We start from the raw sequence: 17,289 nt of genomic DNA on the forward strand, positions 1-17,289 counted from the left end.
CATGAAAATCACACCCACGATACGCGCAGAATTAGAAAGATACCTAAAACAAGAGGGTTTGAGCATGACCGAGTTTGGACACATTGCTGGCATGAATCCGGGTACGGTGAGCGGTATTATAACGGGTAATCGTACCATTTCGGTGCACCAATTGGATCGCATTACGTTAGGAATGAATTTACCCACTGACCATTTCTATGAAAGATATATTGAAGAAAGTGTGATAGATGCACCGCTGAACTGGAAAAGAATTAGCCCGTTCTTGTACCGCTGTGTGCAGTTTCGGCGCGTAGACTGTTTGCAAAAAGTAGTGAGTGTTCTGCTGGATAAACCGAGTTATCTCCATTATCTCTTTGAATTAGCCGAGGATTGTTATGAAGAAGGTTATAATGAAGCAGCGGCTTACCTATACGAGAACATCGCTGAGGGTGAGAAGTACCAACATTCTGATCGCTTGGCAATCTGTCATTATCGTATATTCACAATTCAAATTGGAGACGATCAACGCCAAAATCTCAAGGCAGCTACACGTTTTGAATCTTTTGTCGAACGGTTGGACGAAGTAATACAACTTGATGCTCTGAAAGATTTGGGGAATGTGTACCGTTCTTTGCGTGAATGGGACAAGGTTGACGAAATGGCAAGGAAAATGAGAGGAAAAGCGGAAATCCAATATTCGATGAAACATCAGCAGAAGAAACGAGAGCATAATGAGTCTGAAAAGAAGCTGAGTCGTCCCATGTTTGTGTACATTAGCTATGCAGATTTATTATGTGCAGGTGTATGTGAATCACGGGAAGATTATGAACAGGCTCTACAATATACATACGCCTATGCTGATTTAAGTTGGGTCAAAGAGACGGATGAAGATGCTAAATATTGGATTAGCTTGTTTAAACATTGGGCGCAAGCTAACGTTATAGTGAACAAGGTTTTATCTGGAGATATAAAGGCCTTATATGATTATGTAGAATATATTGGTGCATCGTCAGATACAACTGACCAAGATATGGTCACCCAACTGTTAAACATTATGATGATGGCAAACGGATACCAGATAGACGTAAATGATATACTTCAGCGTTTTGAAACGGATATTAACTCACTTTTGCAATTGCCTCAATCTAATGATGTGTATACTCAACAAGTGATTCCAGAACAGTTTGCACGTTTGGGATACGAATTGGCTTATTATTATTTGTATTGGGGGATGTACAGTGTTGGCTTTAAACATTTGATGTATTCAATGGAGAAATATCATATACTAAATAATGAGACTTATTTTATAAAATGTATGGTGCTGTTTGAACGTTATCGAGTCTATGTAGTACCCGAAACTAAGACAACATATTTAAAATTTATTGAAAGGGTGTGGATAGATGATGTTAAGAAAAATGGTGCTATTGATCGTCGCAACTAGTTTTTTGTCTATCGTGACTGTACCTGTTCAGACTCATAGCCAACACCAGAATATCGTGCTTTACGATCAACATGGAGGCGCTTAACATTTCAAATGAATGAGGAAAGATATAAAGCCCATCTTAACAAAAATACACTCCCTAAAACGGATATTGGAGGAACCTAACACAGGTTTAGCCGATAAAATTCTAAGGAGTGTATTTTTATAAATGACGGATTGTCAAGCCAAGTGCGACAGTTCCTCTGTAACCGATTCGTGAGCCGTTTTCCAACCCAAGCATTTTCGTGGACGATGGTTGATTAAATCCAGGGAACGCTCCAATGCTTCATCTGTGATCTGTGCGAAATCTGTACCCTTGGGAAAGAACTCTCGAAGTAGGCCATTGGCATTCTCGTTTGATCCGCGTTGCCAGGAAGAGTATGGGTCAGCAAAGTAGATCTGCACGCCATGTGTGGCTTCCAGATTTGCATAACAAGCGAACTCCTTTCCACGATCGGCCGTAGCGGTTCGAAACGCTCCAGCGGGATACTGTGAAGCGGCTACGCCAAAGGCAATCTCCATCGACAAGGCTGTGCGATCCGGCATTTGAATCGCAGTGTACAGGCGGGTCTTCCGTTCAATGAAGGTCGCCACACAGCCTTTACTTTTTCCTCGACCAGACACCACTGTATCCAGCTCCCAGTGTCCAAAGGTTTCCCGGGAACGCACCTCCTTGGAGCGTTCGGAAATCGACTTGCCCACGGCAAACTTCCCTCGTTTTTCAGCAGGCTGTTGCCGTTTACCTTTGTGCCGCAGCACTTTCAAGTCCACTTGGGCAAGGCGACCGGCATAGATCCAACGATAGATGGTTTTGCAGCACACGGTGGGCTTGCCTTCTGTTCTAAAACGCTCCACGATCTGCTCCGGAGACCAGGTCGCCTGTAGCTTTTCTTCCAGTTCTTTGGCTTGTTCTTCTGTCCATTTGCCTGGGGATACAGAAGCTTTACGGCGCTCCTTGTAAGCGTGTGGGGAGCTTTCTGCTTCGTAGGATGGTAGCTGAGCATTCCGACGGATTTCACGGCTAATGGTGCCGTGGTGTCGTCCCAACTCCACGGCAATCGCTCTTGCACTTTTCCCCTGCTGATGCAGGATTTCTAGCTTGCTTCGTTCGATTATGCTAAGATGTGAATAACTCATGGACTGATTCTCCTTGTGTGAATGCTGGTGTGGTAACTTTCATTCTACACGAATCAGGCCATGGGCCCTTTTTTATTTATTTCCAGCGGGTGTCGCACTTCATATTACAATCCGTCATATATAAGTAATCAGCATACATATGGAATTGGTGACCAAAATTATTTTGCTCACCAAAACTCAAGAGGATATTGCTAATGATTTGAACATAACCACACAGCAGCTACAAAACTAAAAAAAACTCCTGACACTCATCCCTGAATTACAGGATATGGTTAAAGAACAAGATTTGAAAGTGACGACTACTACATCCTAACTTATACATCATTTAACGGGAGTTATACAATACTTTAGACATAGTAAATCTTTTTTATATCAGTTCATTTGTCACATAATATAAAAGGGAATTTCAGGATAATAGATGGATATCCCTAAACATCTCCTTCTGATAAGATTACTTCCATCTAAATTAAAGTGGGCGTGATCAAATGGGCAGAATATTGGTTCCACCTGACAAGCTAATGCAAGTGGCTGACCAGTTCTTGCAAGGCAAGCAGCAAATGGGACATATGTGTGATCAACTGAATCGGCAAATGATGTTCGTCCAAGGTGGATGGGATGGATTGACAAGTCAACGATTCTTTCAAGACTTCCAAAGAGCACAACAATCCATGAGTGTGACGCTTGAACGACTATCGACAGTAGCACAGGAACTCATTTTTATCTCAAAAAGTTTCACACAGATAGATGGTGAGAAAGTCGTGCTGGATGTACCGGGAAATGGTGTACCTATTAAAACGGCATCCAGCGGTGAAGGTTGGTTACATAAAATCTTTGAACAGATCGGACAAGCTGAGATCACCAAGGCTGAAGCCCAGATGGAAGCTAGCAAGCTTCAAGGTGAAATTTTATGGGATACGGCTCAGGGAGCAAAAGGAGCCATTCAGGAAGATTTAACCTTGGGGATGTTACCTGATAAAGAACGGGACTATGATCATCCTATGGCAGCTAAAGTAGGTGAAATTCTCGGTCACGTAGCTACGACATTGCAGGGGGCTGGTGAGGTAATAGTTGGAACAGGTGGAGAAGGATTATCAGTTGCGGTTTCATCTACGGGAGTTGGAAGTATAATCGGAATACCGGGATTGATTGGATCAGCAGCTTTAGCGGCACATGGAGGTACAACCGCAGTTAAAGGAGCAAGCGGAATTGGGAAAAGCTCAGCGGAATTGTGGCAAATGGCGAAAGGGGAAGGTGGAGGCTCATCAAAACCGTCCCTATCATCGGAGGTTAAGGCAGAAAGTGTACCTCATACTGAAAGTAAGGGGAGAAATCAGGAAGAACTAAAGCAAAGATTGTCGCATGAACGTGAATTGAAAGCAGACAAGAAACCCGAAAATCATATGGAAACATTAGCTCAAGCAGAAAAGAAAATTGCTGAACATAAAATGCAGATGGAAAAACTAATCGACAGTGATGGGAACTTTAATCCTAGTAATGGAGTAATAGAAAATGGAAAAATAAGCGAACACCAACTACAATCTTGGGTTCCATCAGGAGCAAGTAATAATTTTAGACCTGATCCTGGTATTATTGAGAGTGGTTATAAGTATAATTTTAATTATAATGGGACAAAGGTTGAAATAAAATGGCATTCACCACAGCTTAACCTGAGCAGCAAGCTTTCTCCATCTGAGCTTGCTACAAGCAATTCCTATAACGGATGGAGCGCACAAATTAAAATAGGAAGAAAGTATTTGGGTACTGACGGGAATATGTATAGAAATAATCAGCAAAATATTACCCATATACCAGTTGATCTTGGGAGGTAAACAATGAATTTGAATGAAATTAAACAGTTGCCTGATATTATGTCTAAAGAACAGTTAGAGTCCTATATTATTCAATATTTAGACTCCATTGAAAATTTAGAGAAGATAAATATTCTTGAAACGTTGGAATGTTTTTCAGAATTTGCTGACAGGAAGACTTATACTTACGAATTGTTAAGTGATTCGTTGAGAAAAAGATTAGACAGCTTTGTCCAGAAAATATGGGATGATACATCTTCAGAGTTAGTAGATGTATATTCTTCAGTTGTTGTCAATCTGAACTTAAAAAGTAGCTATAACTTGATGAAAGAATCTTTAAACAAGGATTTGGATGAAGATGTAAGGGAAATCATCGAGGAAACTGTAAATGAAATTGGTGAAGATATAGAGGTTCCATTTAAAATGAACTAATATGTGAGTTCAGAGCTAGATATACATGATATCAGACGATGTTGATTTGCCCCCAAGCTTGCTCCTTAAACATAGAGAGTGAGCTTTTTTTAGTTGTCCAATCAGAATAAAGGGGGATGATATTTGCATACACCCTGCTTCAAACGAAGGTGCGTCAAATTTAACTCACCATGCTCCAATATCCACCGTGACAAATTCTTATGCTTGGGTAGGCGATCAGCGCGCGCGACAAAATGGCGAACGGTCAATGAAAGATGTAGCAAAATCAATTGGAGAGACCCAACGTACTATCTAAAAGATATTGCTGAAAGCATTGGAGAAAATGAATAGAGTAGGTTCAATTAGAGCCAAATAATACGACTCAAATTTTTCTTCATTATATACATTTCATACATTTCTAATATTCTCATGCCGATGCACACGCATAGCTCCTGATTGTAAAAAATTAGATCATTTCAATTTACTGTTGACAGATATATTCCCATGATATACTATGGGCATATCAACCAGAGCGTAACAGGCTTCAGTTGGAATCACAAAGAAAAGGAGATGCACCAGTGAGGCAAAGGTGAAACGGGATCAAAGGGAATAAAAGTTAAGTAGTTGACAATACATATTGCATTACCACGAATACAATTAACACAGCAGATTTAAAACACAGTAAGTAAATGAGATGAATACTAGATTGGATAGTTGGAATAAAATTATTTTTAGGATTGGCAACTTAATATTATTTTATTCGCTCTATCTGAAATGGATCGTTAAGTTTATTTGTTGTGCGATCTTTGAAAACTGAAAAACAACGGAAGTGGTCTATATTTCTAAAGATACAACTGTCATTCATTCGCGCACACTATCTCTTTACCTTCAGTTAAAGGGATTTATGTTGGTTGCGATTGGTGATGATTTGAAGAGTGACAGGAATGTTTATTTGTTTTGCTCTAGTGAACGCTTACAAAAGGCAATGGCAGATTATAAAACCGATCATGAGTTTCATGAGTATGCCAGCAGAATGCCAGTAAGGGGCTAAACCAATACATTCCAATCATTCTATTCCAAATTTTGTTGATGTTTATGGCGAGAAGTATACAAATAAAATTTTAAATATGAAACGGAGGATATTAGAAGGGGAAACTGACCCGAATACGTTTGTAGTTATTGATTTAGAGGCTTCACTCGGTAAATCGGTGGAAACAAATAAGATTTTGAGGGAATACATAGAGTCCTACCAGTTTACAGGTATCAATTATGGGAAGCAATACAGGAAGTTTCTGTTAGTAAAACGCTTCGCCAAAGATGTTGAAGATTCTAGTCAGTACATAGGTGAAAATGTAGACAGGTTGTACCAAGGATTTGGAGACAGTAACGAACGGATTATAGGCAAAGATCAGCATATCATTGGGATTACCTCTGATAATTGGAGTTATTATAGGCAGAATCTTGAGGTTGTATGTGATTGTGATGTTCTCATTATTTACGCATTCACGCTATAAAATGCTGTGTAAAGATGATGAACTAAGACGTTGGTTCACAGAGGGCAGACACACACAAATCATAGACGAACGCATTGACTTCGATATTGTCAGTTTCAGTAGGTCGGAGTATAACAAATTATTTTCTGTTTTACCGCATACTCTTCATCCCTTGTTGTATGATGCAGTCAGTGGTTTGCTTGATCAGATTAATGAATGTGAACGAATGAAGACAAGTGAAGGGAAAAAGCTCTCAAGCAGGGGAATTATCAAGTGTCATCCCAAAATAGATAGCTTGGAGCCTGTCTATGAGTTGTGTAATGTTATAAACAAAAACAAAGCAGAGATTATCCGTGACAAATCATTACCAGTCTATAATAATCTCAAAGGCATTGTGCAACAACTGGAATTATTTTATAAAAACACATGCTATTACAATTATCATTCGCTTAGTACATATAACAGAAAGCACAGATTGTTTTGTCTAGCCAACAATGTAATACTAGACGCTAACGGGCAGATAGATCACCTATACAGTGTGAAGAACGGGAATATCAAATTTATTTTGGATAAACAATCCAAGCTTATTGACCATTCAGGCTCAACGATAACGCACATTAAATTCAGCACCAGCAAAACCAGCATTCATAAGAAGCTGAACACTGAGACAGGCAACAATGGCTATTTCGAGAAAGTATCAAATTTCATTAAGCGTAACTTTAAGCTTGATAAACGCTATTTGATTGTCTTACATAAGGAGTTCGTGTTATCTGCTAACGGTGATGAAGGTGATTTTATTCGTCAACTCAGACAAATTGGATTCATGGATATTGCCATAGGGGATGAATATAATGGCGAATCTATATCGGTTAACTGGTATGGGAATCTGATAGGTAAGAACAAATGGCGCGACTTCGATTGCTGTTACTTGTTTGGTACGCCTAATTCACGGTTTGAAGCCCATGTCATACATTTATGCCAATACACGGATAGGCATGATTGGAGAATTGGATTAGGTGTTGTTAAGAACGGGAAAACTAAATCTTTCAAAAATGCTGACCTAGAGAAAATTAGGCAATCCACAATCATATCTGATATGTATCAGACAGTGAAACGGGTACAACGCAATCCCAAACCTCAAGCAGAAATATTTATAGTGACAAATGAAGAAGAGGTTTTTAGAGGGGTAACCAAGCAATTAAAAAAAGTAAAAATCGGTGAACCTATCCTATTAGCTGTAGATGATTTTGTTAGCAGACATGAATTAAACGGTGCTTCAGGATCATCAAATGAAGATACAATGACAGAAATGATTGTCGATTGGTTACTTAAACAGCCGCCGGGAACATATCCAAAGAAAGATATAGCCAAGCAACTCAATATTAACAGTAAACACTTTGCGAGGTACTTTAGTAAAGATTTGATTCTCGTCCAAACGTACATAAGAGCAAAACAGATTCGGATTGAATATCGTTCCATCGTCAAGCTGTGATCTTTCAACTACTTCTGCAACAGAAGGATTTAAAGAAAAACTTTTTAAACCTTGTCTCTCCTCATACGAGGATATACTAATTGGGATTCTTGAACTTGATCGAATACTAAATTATCTAATCTATCCAATCTCTCTATATATAATATATAGAAAAATGGGGATATTGACAAAAAACTCCATGTTTATCTATGTTTTTTGCATATTTATTTTTATGAGTTATAGTCAAAAACATGCCCTATTCGGCTATTTTTCAATCAAACTTTTGATTACAATGGGGAGATTGGTGAGATGTAAAATTGTTTAATTATCTGAGTCGTTTGATTTGGATAAGGTTCACAGTGTATGAGATGAACAACATAGCGTATGCTGTGGGGTAAATGTTTGAACACGACCCGATAAGGGGAGTTTTCTAATCGTTACCCGTTGCAGAAGTAGCAAATAGATTGATTGAATCAAGTGATTAGATATATATCTAATTTTAGTGTAAAGATGTGGAGAATAAAAAAATGTGACATACCTTAACGATTTACAGCCTTTGTCATAAACTTAAAGTAGGAGCCAATACAAATAGCTCAGAATTACACCAATACATATAAAAAAGGGAGAAACTACGAGATGAATAAATTCAATGAGGTTTTTGATAATGCTGAAAAAGTGATTGAAAAGGGTGTCGATTTGATATGCAGTTCTCATTTTAAGACAAAGGAGAGTCAGCAGATGATTAGGGAATATGTAGAGGAGGTCAAAAATACCATTCAAGCTATGATAAGAGCGCATGTTAGTGATATTGAAAAAATAACCAATGACACCACTAAAAAGCTAGATTCAATGCGCTCCAGTCTTGACATGGTTAGTTTAGAACTCAGAGAAATTCAAGGTGTACATTCGCAAACCATTGTTCATTGAACGAGGTAGCATGAAAGGGGGGGGGATGTCGATTGAGCGTATAGAATGGTTGCGAGTCGAATTGGAACGTGAAAGAGAACAAATAAAATTGGCATTTTACCATTAGTGGTTGTATTAAAAATCTACCAGCAGAGTGAGCATGTACATAAAAGTAGCTTCATACAGGCGTAAACGTTGTTTTAAGGCGTATATGATGAAGGGAAGGACTATAAATTTAGAAGCTAAGAAGACAAGCTAGACTCTATACATAAGAAGTTGAGAAATAGCGTGGCAAGATTTATGAAGCAGTTAAACAAGGAATGGAATAGGACAAATTAAAACATACATAGGAGTATTTTGAGGTGAGCGTGATGGCTAAAACGATGGAGAGCGGAAAAGTTATGATTGGTGTGACGGATATTATGCGTAAGATGGGAATCGGACGAGATAAGGCATATGAGCTAATTAAATCCAAGCAATTTTACACCATAAAATTAGGAACCAGATATCTGGTGCATGAAGAAGTATTTGAAGACTGGATGAAAGGTCGGCTATAGCGAATTACAAGTAGGTTATAGGGAGGCTCCATGTGGTATGATTACTTTTAGTCACATGCTTGGCCTCCTTTCTTATTGTCACAAGAAGGGAGTTTTATATGGCAGAACCTTTTGTAAATGAGAAGACAAAAAAATGGGATTTTGTTTTTGATTATTATGATGAAACGGGCAAGAGACGTCAAATCCGCAGAAAAGGCTTTAAGACTAAACGTGAAGCAAATGACAAGATGGTTGGGCTTCAGAATGATGTGAAAAATAAAGAATATATCAGGAAAGATAACACTACACTCAATGAGTTTATGGATTACTGGCTGGATAACATCCGGGTTCATGAATGTGGCGAAACAACGCTTTACAATAACAAGTTGTATTTCAAAAATCATATTAAGCCTAAATTCGGAAAAATAAAGTTGCAATATTTTGATTTATTGAAATGCCAAGATTTCGTGAATGAGTTGCACAAGAAGAATTTTGCGAGGAATACGATAGATCGCATTACAACCATGGTCAAAAAAGTATTTGATAAGGCAATTGAATATGGCTTCATTAAAGAAAATCCCATGCGAAAAGTGACACTTCCCAAGCGAATTAAAAAAGAATTGTCTATTTGGACGCTGGAGCAAGTGAATCATTTTCTCCAATTTACCAAAGAAGATCGTTATCATTGTGTTTATGGACTCGCTTTATTAGCAGGAATGCGGCAAGGGGAGATTTTAGGATTAAGATGGAAGGATATTGATTTTGAATCAAAGACAATTACCATTAGACAAACGCTTGCTCATTATGGAACTCGGATCAAATCTGGAGCTAAAACCAACGCCGGGGAACGTAAAATATCTATACCTAATCAACTGATTGCAATTCTTAAAGAACAGCGTAGGCTACATGAAGCTTACAAAGTGAAGTGGAAAAGAGAGTTTGGAGACGGTTTTGTCGATATGGATATTGTCATTTTCAATTTAAAAAATGGTAAAACGGTGTTCCCTGCTAATTTGTCCAAGGTTTATAAAAGGGATGTTTTAAGTGCCAAGCTCCCACATATTCGTTTTCATGATATGAGGCACACCCATGCGACAATGCTGTTGGAAAAGAAAATGAATGTCAAAGTGATTTCAGAGAGATTAGGTCACAGTAAGATATCTGTCACGCTGGATACGTACAGTCATGTGCTTCCCAGTATGCAACAAGAGGTAGCTGATGAGCTTGAGCAGATGATCATGTTGTGATTCTTGTGACCTTTTTGTGACCTCAAATGATTTGTTGCTTAAAAACTGTTGATATAAAAGGCTTTTCTGATGGTTCACATCATGTGCGGCGCACTGGATGTCGGATTGCTGAATGAACGGCTGGGAGATCGGAAAATTCTTGCCGCACGAGCTGTGGGTGTAAAAACGCTGCGCGAATTGTTGGAAGCGCCCATGGAGTCGGTGACGACGGAAGCGGAGCAGCTAGGGATTAAGCCGGGTATGCCGGGGTATGAGGCGCTTTTGAAGCTGGTCTAAGTGGTAGGGCTTTTGCTCTACGAAGGTAGAAAAACGTGAAAAACCGGGGCAACTTCGCTCCGGTTTTTTCAATAGAAAAGTTACATTTTATCAAGTACAACGATTCAACCTTCATGGCATGGATGCCATCCCAGACTTCCTCGGCTGTGAACAAATTCAGTATCACGATGGATTCGGGCAGCAGTCGCTGATCCAGCATTGGGACAAGTGGTCACCTTTCCACACCAGCGACGAGAGAGCCTGACCAGGCACTATTACTTCATTGGAAGCTCCAATCGCAGATTCTTTATTTTCACTCATATCCATTAAGCTCCTTTAATTGAGGCAGCCGTTGCTGTCTGAATAATATCTCCCAATTCACGAATCGAATGCACCTCACGATTGCGTAGAACCAAGGCTTTCCCGATAGATAGCGCCAGTCTTTCCGCTGCTTCCTTGATCGCAGGATTGGCAATCGTGTCTATATCGGCCACATGCGACAAGCTGATGATGCGACGGATGACTTTGCAGCCTGCAAAGCCAATCGTATCTTGCAGCACTTTCTGGAGGTACAAGTCCTGATATCCCGGTGTGCGGGCCATGTGGTCAGTAACATGCTCGTCCCACAGTTTGCGGAACCCGCTTTCATACCGCTCCCATACCTGAATGGCAGTCTCTAAAAGCCAGGCACGCCGTTGCTGCATAGCTGTCTCGCCAGTAGTCCATCCGGGCTGTGCTGCGTAGTTCAACAGCAGATTGGCAATCACCGCTCCGATATCAAAGCCCATCGGTCCGTAATAGGCAAATTCGGGATCAATGACTTTAGTGGACTCCGCTGTTACAAAAATACTGCCCGTATGAAGATCGCCATGCAGTAGCGCTTCTGTTCGCGTCAGAAATTTCTCGCGCAGCAAAGCTACTTCCAGGTGAATGGCCTGATCTGTACGAAGCGCCTCAGCCTCGTCTTCGATGTACGAACCGTAGTTGTTATTGTCTGAAAACCGATAAGGCTCGTCCAAAATAAGATCCTCGGTGATTTTACAAAGATCCGGGTTGATAAAGCGCTTGACCAGCTCTTTTTTGTCCTGCTGATTCATGCCCAGATCCGAGGTGAAAAAGAGCGTACGCGCCAGAAATTCTCCAATATGGTCAGCGAAATGCGGATATGTGTTTCCTTCGATTAATCCTTTGCGCATGATTGTGTATGAGCTTAGATCCTCCATCACAGTCAAGGCGAGTTCATCGTCATAGCCGAGCACTGCAGGAACCAGCTCAGGGCAAATGTGGTGCTCCTGCTGAAGTGCCTCGCGTTCAATACGGGCACGATCCAGTGACAGCGGCCAGGATTCACCCACAATTTTCACATAGGGAAGCGCCTGTTTGGCAATGATACTCTTGTCAGATTCAGAATCCGTAATATGAAAAACCAAATTCAGGTTACCATCACCGATTTCTCGGCATTCCAGACGGGCGTCCTGACTAAAAAATCCGGGGATACCCTTCACGAATTCAATTGCTTCTTCTGTCGTTAAAGGATGATATTGGGACAACGAAGTCACCTCCATAAAATGTGCTTAAGTCGATTTCCAAAGATACTAAAAGATTAAACCAACCATTTTGCTTGGATAGAGCCAAGTATAACGAAAAACGCTTGAATTTTGTACATTTTTTTTTACGAAACGCCGGAAGAGTACTCAGGAACTCTGTTGTTTTGTTTCGTCTCTATACTGGAAGGGTAAATAATAAACAGTCGTCCGGCAGCGAACTGGCGTCTTCCTGTTAGAAGGACGGTGGATGAATACGTAAACGTTCCTGAATGATCAATTTGATGAAAAAGGAAGGGATTTATCATGGCTAAAACAACAAGCAACTCGAAAAATACGCAAACGAAATCGGTGGAAGAACTGTTAAACCGTCAGGTGGCTAACCTGAATGTGCTATATGTGAAGATTCATAACTATCACTGGTATGTGAAAGGCTCCAACTTTTTTACACTCCATGTCAAATTTGAAGAGCTATATAATGAAATTACGCTAAAAATGGACGAGATCGCTGAACGCCTGTTGGCGCTGAAAGGTTCTCCTTCCGCAACGTTAAAAGAATATCTGGAGATGTCCTCAATTCACGAAGCAAGTGGTAATGAGGATGCGCCGAAAATGGTACAAACGCTGATTGAGGACTTTGCCACCGTCTGTGAGGAATTTCAGGAAGGGATTGAATTGGCAGAAAGTACTTCTGATCAGCCAACCGCAGATTTGCTGATTGGTTATAAGGCGGATCTGGAAAAACATATGTGGATGCTTCGCTCTTATCTGGGCTAACCACAATGATGCTGAAAGCTTAATTCTGACAGTTAAATTCCTATCCCGATAGAAGTGGGATCGTGTTTTGAAATAAGCGCTACACATGTAAAAACGCTACTGACATCATGTTGTCGGTAGCGTTTTTATGGCTGAAAAAGACAATTTACAGCATTTTAATGTTTTTTCATAGATAGGGTACGATTATGATGGGATATGCGGTAATGATGAAGAATTAAGCTATAATAAAAAAGTTAGGAAGCAGAAAATCACGGTAAAAGTGTTGAGTAGTATGAATATTTTATGAAGAAAGTCTGATAACGTGTGTCTGTTGGTTGCACCCTTGAAGATATTTATTATAAAATAACTTGAGAATCATTGAGAATCAGTTTAGAATGATTATAAATAAATTTTTAAATATTTCGCTTGCTTGAAATCAGGGGGCTCCCCTGTTAAATATACTTTCTGATTTCGACACCACACTACAAATTTTGGAGGGTATTCTGAATATGGCTACAAACTTTAAGATTGAAGGTCTCAAAGCGACCATTGAAGGCAAGGAAATTCTGAAAGGCATCAACCTCGAAATGAAGGGCGGAGAAATCCATGCCATCATGGGTCCTAACGGAACGGGTAAAAGTACATTGGCTTCTGCTTTGATGGGGCATCCTAAATATGAAGTCACGGATGGCAAAGTAACTTTGGACGGAGAAGACGTTCTGGACATGGAAGTGGATGAGCGCGCACGTGCAGGATTGTTCCTAGCTATGCAGTATCCAAGTGAAATTGCAGGGGTAACCAACTCCGACTTTTTGCGTAGTGCAATTAACGCACGCCGTGAAGAAGGACAGGAAATTTCTCTGATTAAATTTATCCGCCAAATGGAAAGCAAAATGAAGGAACTCGAAATGAATCCTGAGTTTGCTCACCGTTACCTGAATGAAGGTTTCTCCGGTGGTGAGAAAAAACGGAATGAAATTTTGCAAATGATGATGATCGATCCGAAAATCGTCATTCTTGACGAAATCGACTCTGGTCTGGATATTGACGCGTTGAGAATCGTGGCTAGCGGTGTTAATGCTATGCGTTCCGAAGAACGCGGTTTCCTCATCATTACTCACTACCAGCGTCTGTTGAATTACGTTAAGCCTGATTTTGTACATGTTATGATGCAAGGACGCATCGTTAAATCCGGTGGACCTGAGCTGGCTGAGCGTCTGGAAGCGGACGGTTACGACTGGATCAAGGAAGAACTGGGCATCGTTGATGAAACTGTAGGACAAGAGGCGTAAGCCGGAAGCGAGGAGGAAAACTAATGAGTACACAAACAATCCTTCCGGTAGATTCCGAGCAACTGCGTGTTCTGTCCGAACGTAACGGCGAGCCGTCATGGCTGACCGCAGACAGACAAAAAGCACTTGAGCTTGCAGGCAAACTGGAGCTTCCGGTATTTGAAAAAACCAAAATCGAACGTTGGAATCTCAACGATTACGGTCAACATAAAAACAGCGAGGCGATTGCATCGGTGGGGCAGGTTCCCGCAGCGATTGCCGATCTGGTAAAAGAGCAGCAGGAGGGCGGTCTGATTATCCAGCGCAACTCCGGCGCGGTATATGTGAAGCTGAGCGAGGAACTGGCTGCGCAAGGCGTTATTTTCACGGATCTGCAAACGGCGGTTAAGGAGCATGGTGATTTAGTTAAAGCTCATCTGAACACGGTTATTAAGACGGATGAAAATTCATTGTCCGCACTGCACGCAGCGATCTGGAACGGTGGAGTATTCGCTTATGTGCCGAAGAATGTGGAGTTAAATGTTCCGCTCCAGGCTGTTTTCCTGACAGATGATGCGACAGCGACGTTTGCACCTCACGTACTGCTCATTGCTGAAAGCAATAGCTCCGTAACGTACGTAGACAACTATGTATCTGCGGATTTGGCAACACCTGTTCTTCATAACGGTGCGGTAGAAGTTGTTGCAAATGCAGGAGCCAAGGTGCGCTATGCAACGGTGCATCAGCTTGGAGAGCAAGTAACGGATATTTCCATCCGCCGTGCTGCGTTGGGTAATGACGCAGCTATCGAATGGATTGTCGGAGAAATGAACTACGGCAATACAGCGAGCAATACGATGTCCGTGCTGAAAGGCAATGGCTCCAACTCGGATGCCAAGATTATTGCTGTTGGTTCCGGCTCACAAAAGCTGAACTATACGACACAAGCACAGCATTTTGGTAAAAATTCCGCCAGTCAGATGATTACGCGCGCAGTGATGCGTGAAGAAGCGTCTTCCATCATTAACGGAATTACAAAAATTGAAAAAGGTGCTACCAAAGCAGACGGCCAGCAAACAGAACGTGTTCTGATGCTCAGCCCGAAAGCGCGTGGTGACGCTAACCCGATCCTGCTGATTGATGAGGATGATGTAACGGCAGGTCACGCAGCATCGGTTGGTCAGGTGAACCGTGAACAAGTGTATTACTTGATGTCCCGTGGGATTAGCCGTGCAGAAGCTGAACGTCTGATTATTTATGGCTTCCTGGCACCTGTCGTTTCTGAAATTCCGCTCGAAGGACTTCAACAGCAGCTGCAAAGCCTTGTTGAAAGGAAGTTAGGCCAATGAATACTGCATTGATCCGTGAACAATTCCCGATTTTACATCAGGAGATTAACGGTCATCCGCTGGTTTATTTGGATAATGCGGCCACTTCGCAAAAACCGCTGGCGGTCATCGAGGCGATCAAGCACTACTACGAATATGATAATTCGAATGTTCACCGTGGTGTGCATACCTTGGGTAGCCGCGCAACGGATGCTTATGAAGGTGCGCGGGAGAAGGTAGCCCGCTTTCTGAATGCAAAGCGCAGTCAGGAAATTATTTTTACAAGAGGAACAACAACGGCGCTGAATCTGGTCGCTTCTTCCTATGGTAGAGCCAACTGTCAGGAAGGTGATGAGATTGTCATCACACAGATGGAGCATCACAGTAATCTGATTCCGTGGCAACAGGTAGCCAAAGCCACAGGCGCGACTTTAAAATATATTCCACTTCAAGAGGATGGTAGCGTTGATCTTGCTGATGTGGAGAATACCATTACAGAAAACACGAAAATTGTAGCGATTGCGCATGTCTCCAATGTGCTTGGTGTTGTGAACCCTGTCAAAGAGATTGCAGCTATTGCGCATCGCAAAGGCGCAGTCATCGTTATAGACGGTGCACAAAGCACACCACATATGAAAGTAGACGTGCAAGACATCGATGCTGACTTTTATGCTTTTTCTGGTCACAAAATGTGTGGTCCTACAGGGATCGGGGCATTATACGGCAAAAAGGCGCTGTTGGAAAACATGGAGCCGATTGAGTTCGGCGGGGAAATGATCGACGATGTGGGATTGTATGAATCCACATGGAAGGAGCTGCCTTGGAAATTCGAAGGCGGAACCCCGATCATTGCCGGAGCTGTTGGTTTGGGAGCTGCCATTGATTTTCTGGAAAGCATCGGGCTGGACGCTATTGCACAGCATGAAAGCCGTCTGGCCAACTATGCTCTCAAACGTCTTCGCGAAGTGGAAGGCTTGACGATTTACGGTCCTGCTGAACGTCATGTGGGACTCGTAACATTCAATCTGGATGATGTGCATCCGCATGATGTAGCGACCGTGCTGGATAGTAAAGGGGTGGCTGTACGTGCAGGCCATCACTGCTGCCAGCCATTGATGCGCTGGTTGAAAGCCAGTGCAACGGCGCGAGCCAGCTTTTACCTCTATAACACAGAAGAGGAAGTCGACGTTTTGATCAGCGCCTTAATCCAAACAAAGGAGTATTTTGGCGATGCAACTTGATGACTTGTACCGACGTGTAATTATGGATCATTATAAAAATCCGCGGAATCGCGGACGTTTTGAGGATGACGTGGTCACGGTGGATTTGAACAATCCTACGTGTGGTGACCGGATTTCTCTTCAACTCAAGACGAAGGACGGCGTTGTCGAGGATGCCCGTTTTACAGGGGAAGGCTGCTCAATCAGCATGTCCTCCGCTTCAATGATGACAGAGGCGGTTAAGGGAAAAACGATTGATCAGGCGCTGGATATGGCGAATCGCTTCTCTTCTCTGATGAAGGGTGAAGCCGCCGAATTCGACGATTATGAAGAACTGGAAGCTTTGTCAGGTGTCAATAAGTTCCCGGCCCGTATCAAATGTGCGACTTTGGCCTGGAACGCGCTGCGCAAAGGAATTGATGAAGAACAATAATTTAACTAGAATAG

General features: G+C 41.7%; 15 protein-coding genes and 2 pseudogenes. 14 read left to right on the forward strand and 3 right to left on the reverse strand.

Annotation, left to right across the window (positions count from 1 at the left end; genetic code table 11):
- Position 1 precedes the first annotated feature (1 nt).
- Positions 2-1,420: a helix-turn-helix domain-containing protein gene (locus L696_RS0120815; protein ID WP_025685356.1), complete on the forward strand. Its 1,419-nt coding sequence runs from the start codon at positions 2-4 to the stop codon at positions 1,418-1,420.
- Between the two features lie 219 nt (positions 1,421-1,639).
- Here L696_RS0120815 and L696_RS0120820 read toward each other — a convergent pair whose 3' ends face one another.
- Positions 1,640-2,596 carry an IS30 family transposase gene (locus L696_RS0120820; protein WP_025685357.1) on the reverse strand — a complete coding sequence of 319 codons (957 nt, stop codon included), beginning with the start codon at positions 2,594-2,596 and terminating at the stop codon, positions 1,640-1,642.
- A 485-nt stretch (positions 2,597-3,081) separates the two neighbouring features.
- Between L696_RS0120820 and L696_RS0120825 the strand changes: the two genes are divergently transcribed.
- The 8 genes and pseudogenes from L696_RS0120825 to L696_RS0120855 form a co-directional block, all read left to right on the forward strand.
- Complete coding sequence (locus tag L696_RS0120825) at positions 3,082-4,425, forward strand: WXG100 family type VII secretion target (RefSeq protein WP_245233414.1); 1,344 nt, start codon at positions 3,082-3,084, stop codon at positions 4,423-4,425.
- A gap of 3 nt (positions 4,426-4,428) precedes the next feature.
- Positions 4,429-4,836 (forward strand): hypothetical protein, encoded by a 408-nt coding sequence (locus L696_RS0120830; protein ID WP_025685358.1) that lies wholly within the window; start codon positions 4,429-4,431, stop codon positions 4,834-4,836.
- 808 nt (positions 4,837-5,644) lie between these two features.
- Positions 5,645-5,866 (forward strand): DUF5659 domain-containing protein, encoded by a 222-nt coding sequence (locus L696_RS32800; protein WP_425339337.1) that lies wholly within the window; start codon positions 5,645-5,647, stop codon positions 5,864-5,866.
- A 422-nt stretch (positions 5,867-6,288) separates the two neighbouring features.
- On the forward strand, positions 6,289-7,800 hold the full coding sequence (locus L696_RS0120835) for a hypothetical protein (protein ID WP_245233415.1): 1,512 nt from the start codon (positions 6,289-6,291) through the stop codon (positions 7,798-7,800).
- 615 nt (positions 7,801-8,415) lie between these two features.
- Positions 8,416-8,706, forward strand: coding sequence for a hypothetical protein (locus L696_RS0120840; protein ID WP_025685359.1), 291 nt, complete (start codon positions 8,416-8,418; stop codon positions 8,704-8,706).
- A gap of 350 nt (positions 8,707-9,056) precedes the next feature.
- Positions 9,057-9,242 carry a helix-turn-helix domain-containing protein gene (locus tag L696_RS0120845; protein ID WP_025685360.1) on the forward strand — a complete coding sequence of 62 codons (186 nt, stop codon included), beginning with the start codon at positions 9,057-9,059 and terminating at the stop codon, positions 9,240-9,242.
- A 98-nt stretch (positions 9,243-9,340) separates the two neighbouring features.
- The gene (locus L696_RS0120850; RefSeq protein ID WP_025685361.1) at positions 9,341-10,468 is read left to right on the forward strand and encodes a site-specific integrase; all 1,128 of its coding nucleotides are present in this window, start codon (positions 9,341-9,343) and stop codon (positions 10,466-10,468) included.
- 75 nt (positions 10,469-10,543) lie between these two features.
- Positions 10,544-10,744, forward strand: a pseudogene (locus L696_RS0120855) (YunC family protein); the annotation flags it as partial.
- 106 nt (positions 10,745-10,850) lie between these two features.
- Here L696_RS0120855 and mtnA read toward each other — a convergent pair.
- Positions 10,851-11,044: pseudogene (gene mtnA / locus L696_RS29785) on the reverse strand (S-methyl-5-thioribose-1-phosphate isomerase); the annotation flags it as partial.
- 5 nt (positions 11,045-11,049) lie between these two features.
- Positions 11,050-12,273 (reverse strand): S-methyl-5-thioribose kinase, encoded by a 1,224-nt coding sequence (gene mtnK, locus L696_RS0120860; RefSeq protein ID WP_025685363.1) that lies wholly within the window; start codon positions 12,271-12,273, stop codon positions 11,050-11,052.
- Positions 12,274-12,573: 300 nt separating this feature from the next.
- On the opposite strand from mtnK, the gene L696_RS0120865 reads away from it, so the two are divergent.
- From L696_RS0120865 to sufU, 5 genes are all read left to right on the forward strand, one after another.
- Positions 12,574-13,044 carry a Dps family protein gene (locus tag L696_RS0120865; RefSeq protein WP_025685364.1) on the forward strand — a complete coding sequence of 157 codons (471 nt, stop codon included), beginning with the start codon at positions 12,574-12,576 and terminating at the stop codon, positions 13,042-13,044.
- A gap of 488 nt (positions 13,045-13,532) precedes the next feature.
- Positions 13,533-14,315, forward strand: a complete 783-nt coding sequence (gene sufC, locus L696_RS0120870; protein ID WP_025685365.1) for a Fe-S cluster assembly ATPase SufC — start codon at positions 13,533-13,535, stop codon at positions 14,313-14,315.
- 23 nt (positions 14,316-14,338) lie between these two features.
- The gene (gene sufD / locus L696_RS0120875) at positions 14,339-15,643 is read left to right on the forward strand and encodes a Fe-S cluster assembly protein SufD (RefSeq protein ID WP_025685366.1); all 1,305 of its coding nucleotides are present in this window, start codon (positions 14,339-14,341) and stop codon (positions 15,641-15,643) included.
- Positions 15,640-16,863 (forward strand): cysteine desulfurase, encoded by a 1,224-nt coding sequence (locus L696_RS0120880; protein WP_025685367.1) that lies wholly within the window; start codon positions 15,640-15,642, stop codon positions 16,861-16,863. The genes sufD and L696_RS0120880 overlap by 4 nt, the downstream gene beginning before the upstream one ends.
- Entirely contained in the window at positions 16,853-17,275 is a 423-nt protein-coding gene (sufU, locus tag L696_RS0120885; RefSeq protein WP_025685368.1) for a Fe-S cluster assembly sulfur transfer protein SufU, read from the forward strand. Before L696_RS0120880 ends, sufU begins: the two co-directional genes overlap by 11 nt.
- Positions 17,276-17,289: the final 14 nt, after the last annotated feature.

Origin of the sequence: Paenibacillus maysiensis (assembly GCF_000520815.1) — a bacterium.
Classification (GTDB): Bacteria; Bacillota; Bacilli; order Paenibacillales; family Paenibacillaceae; genus Paenibacillus; species Paenibacillus maysiensis.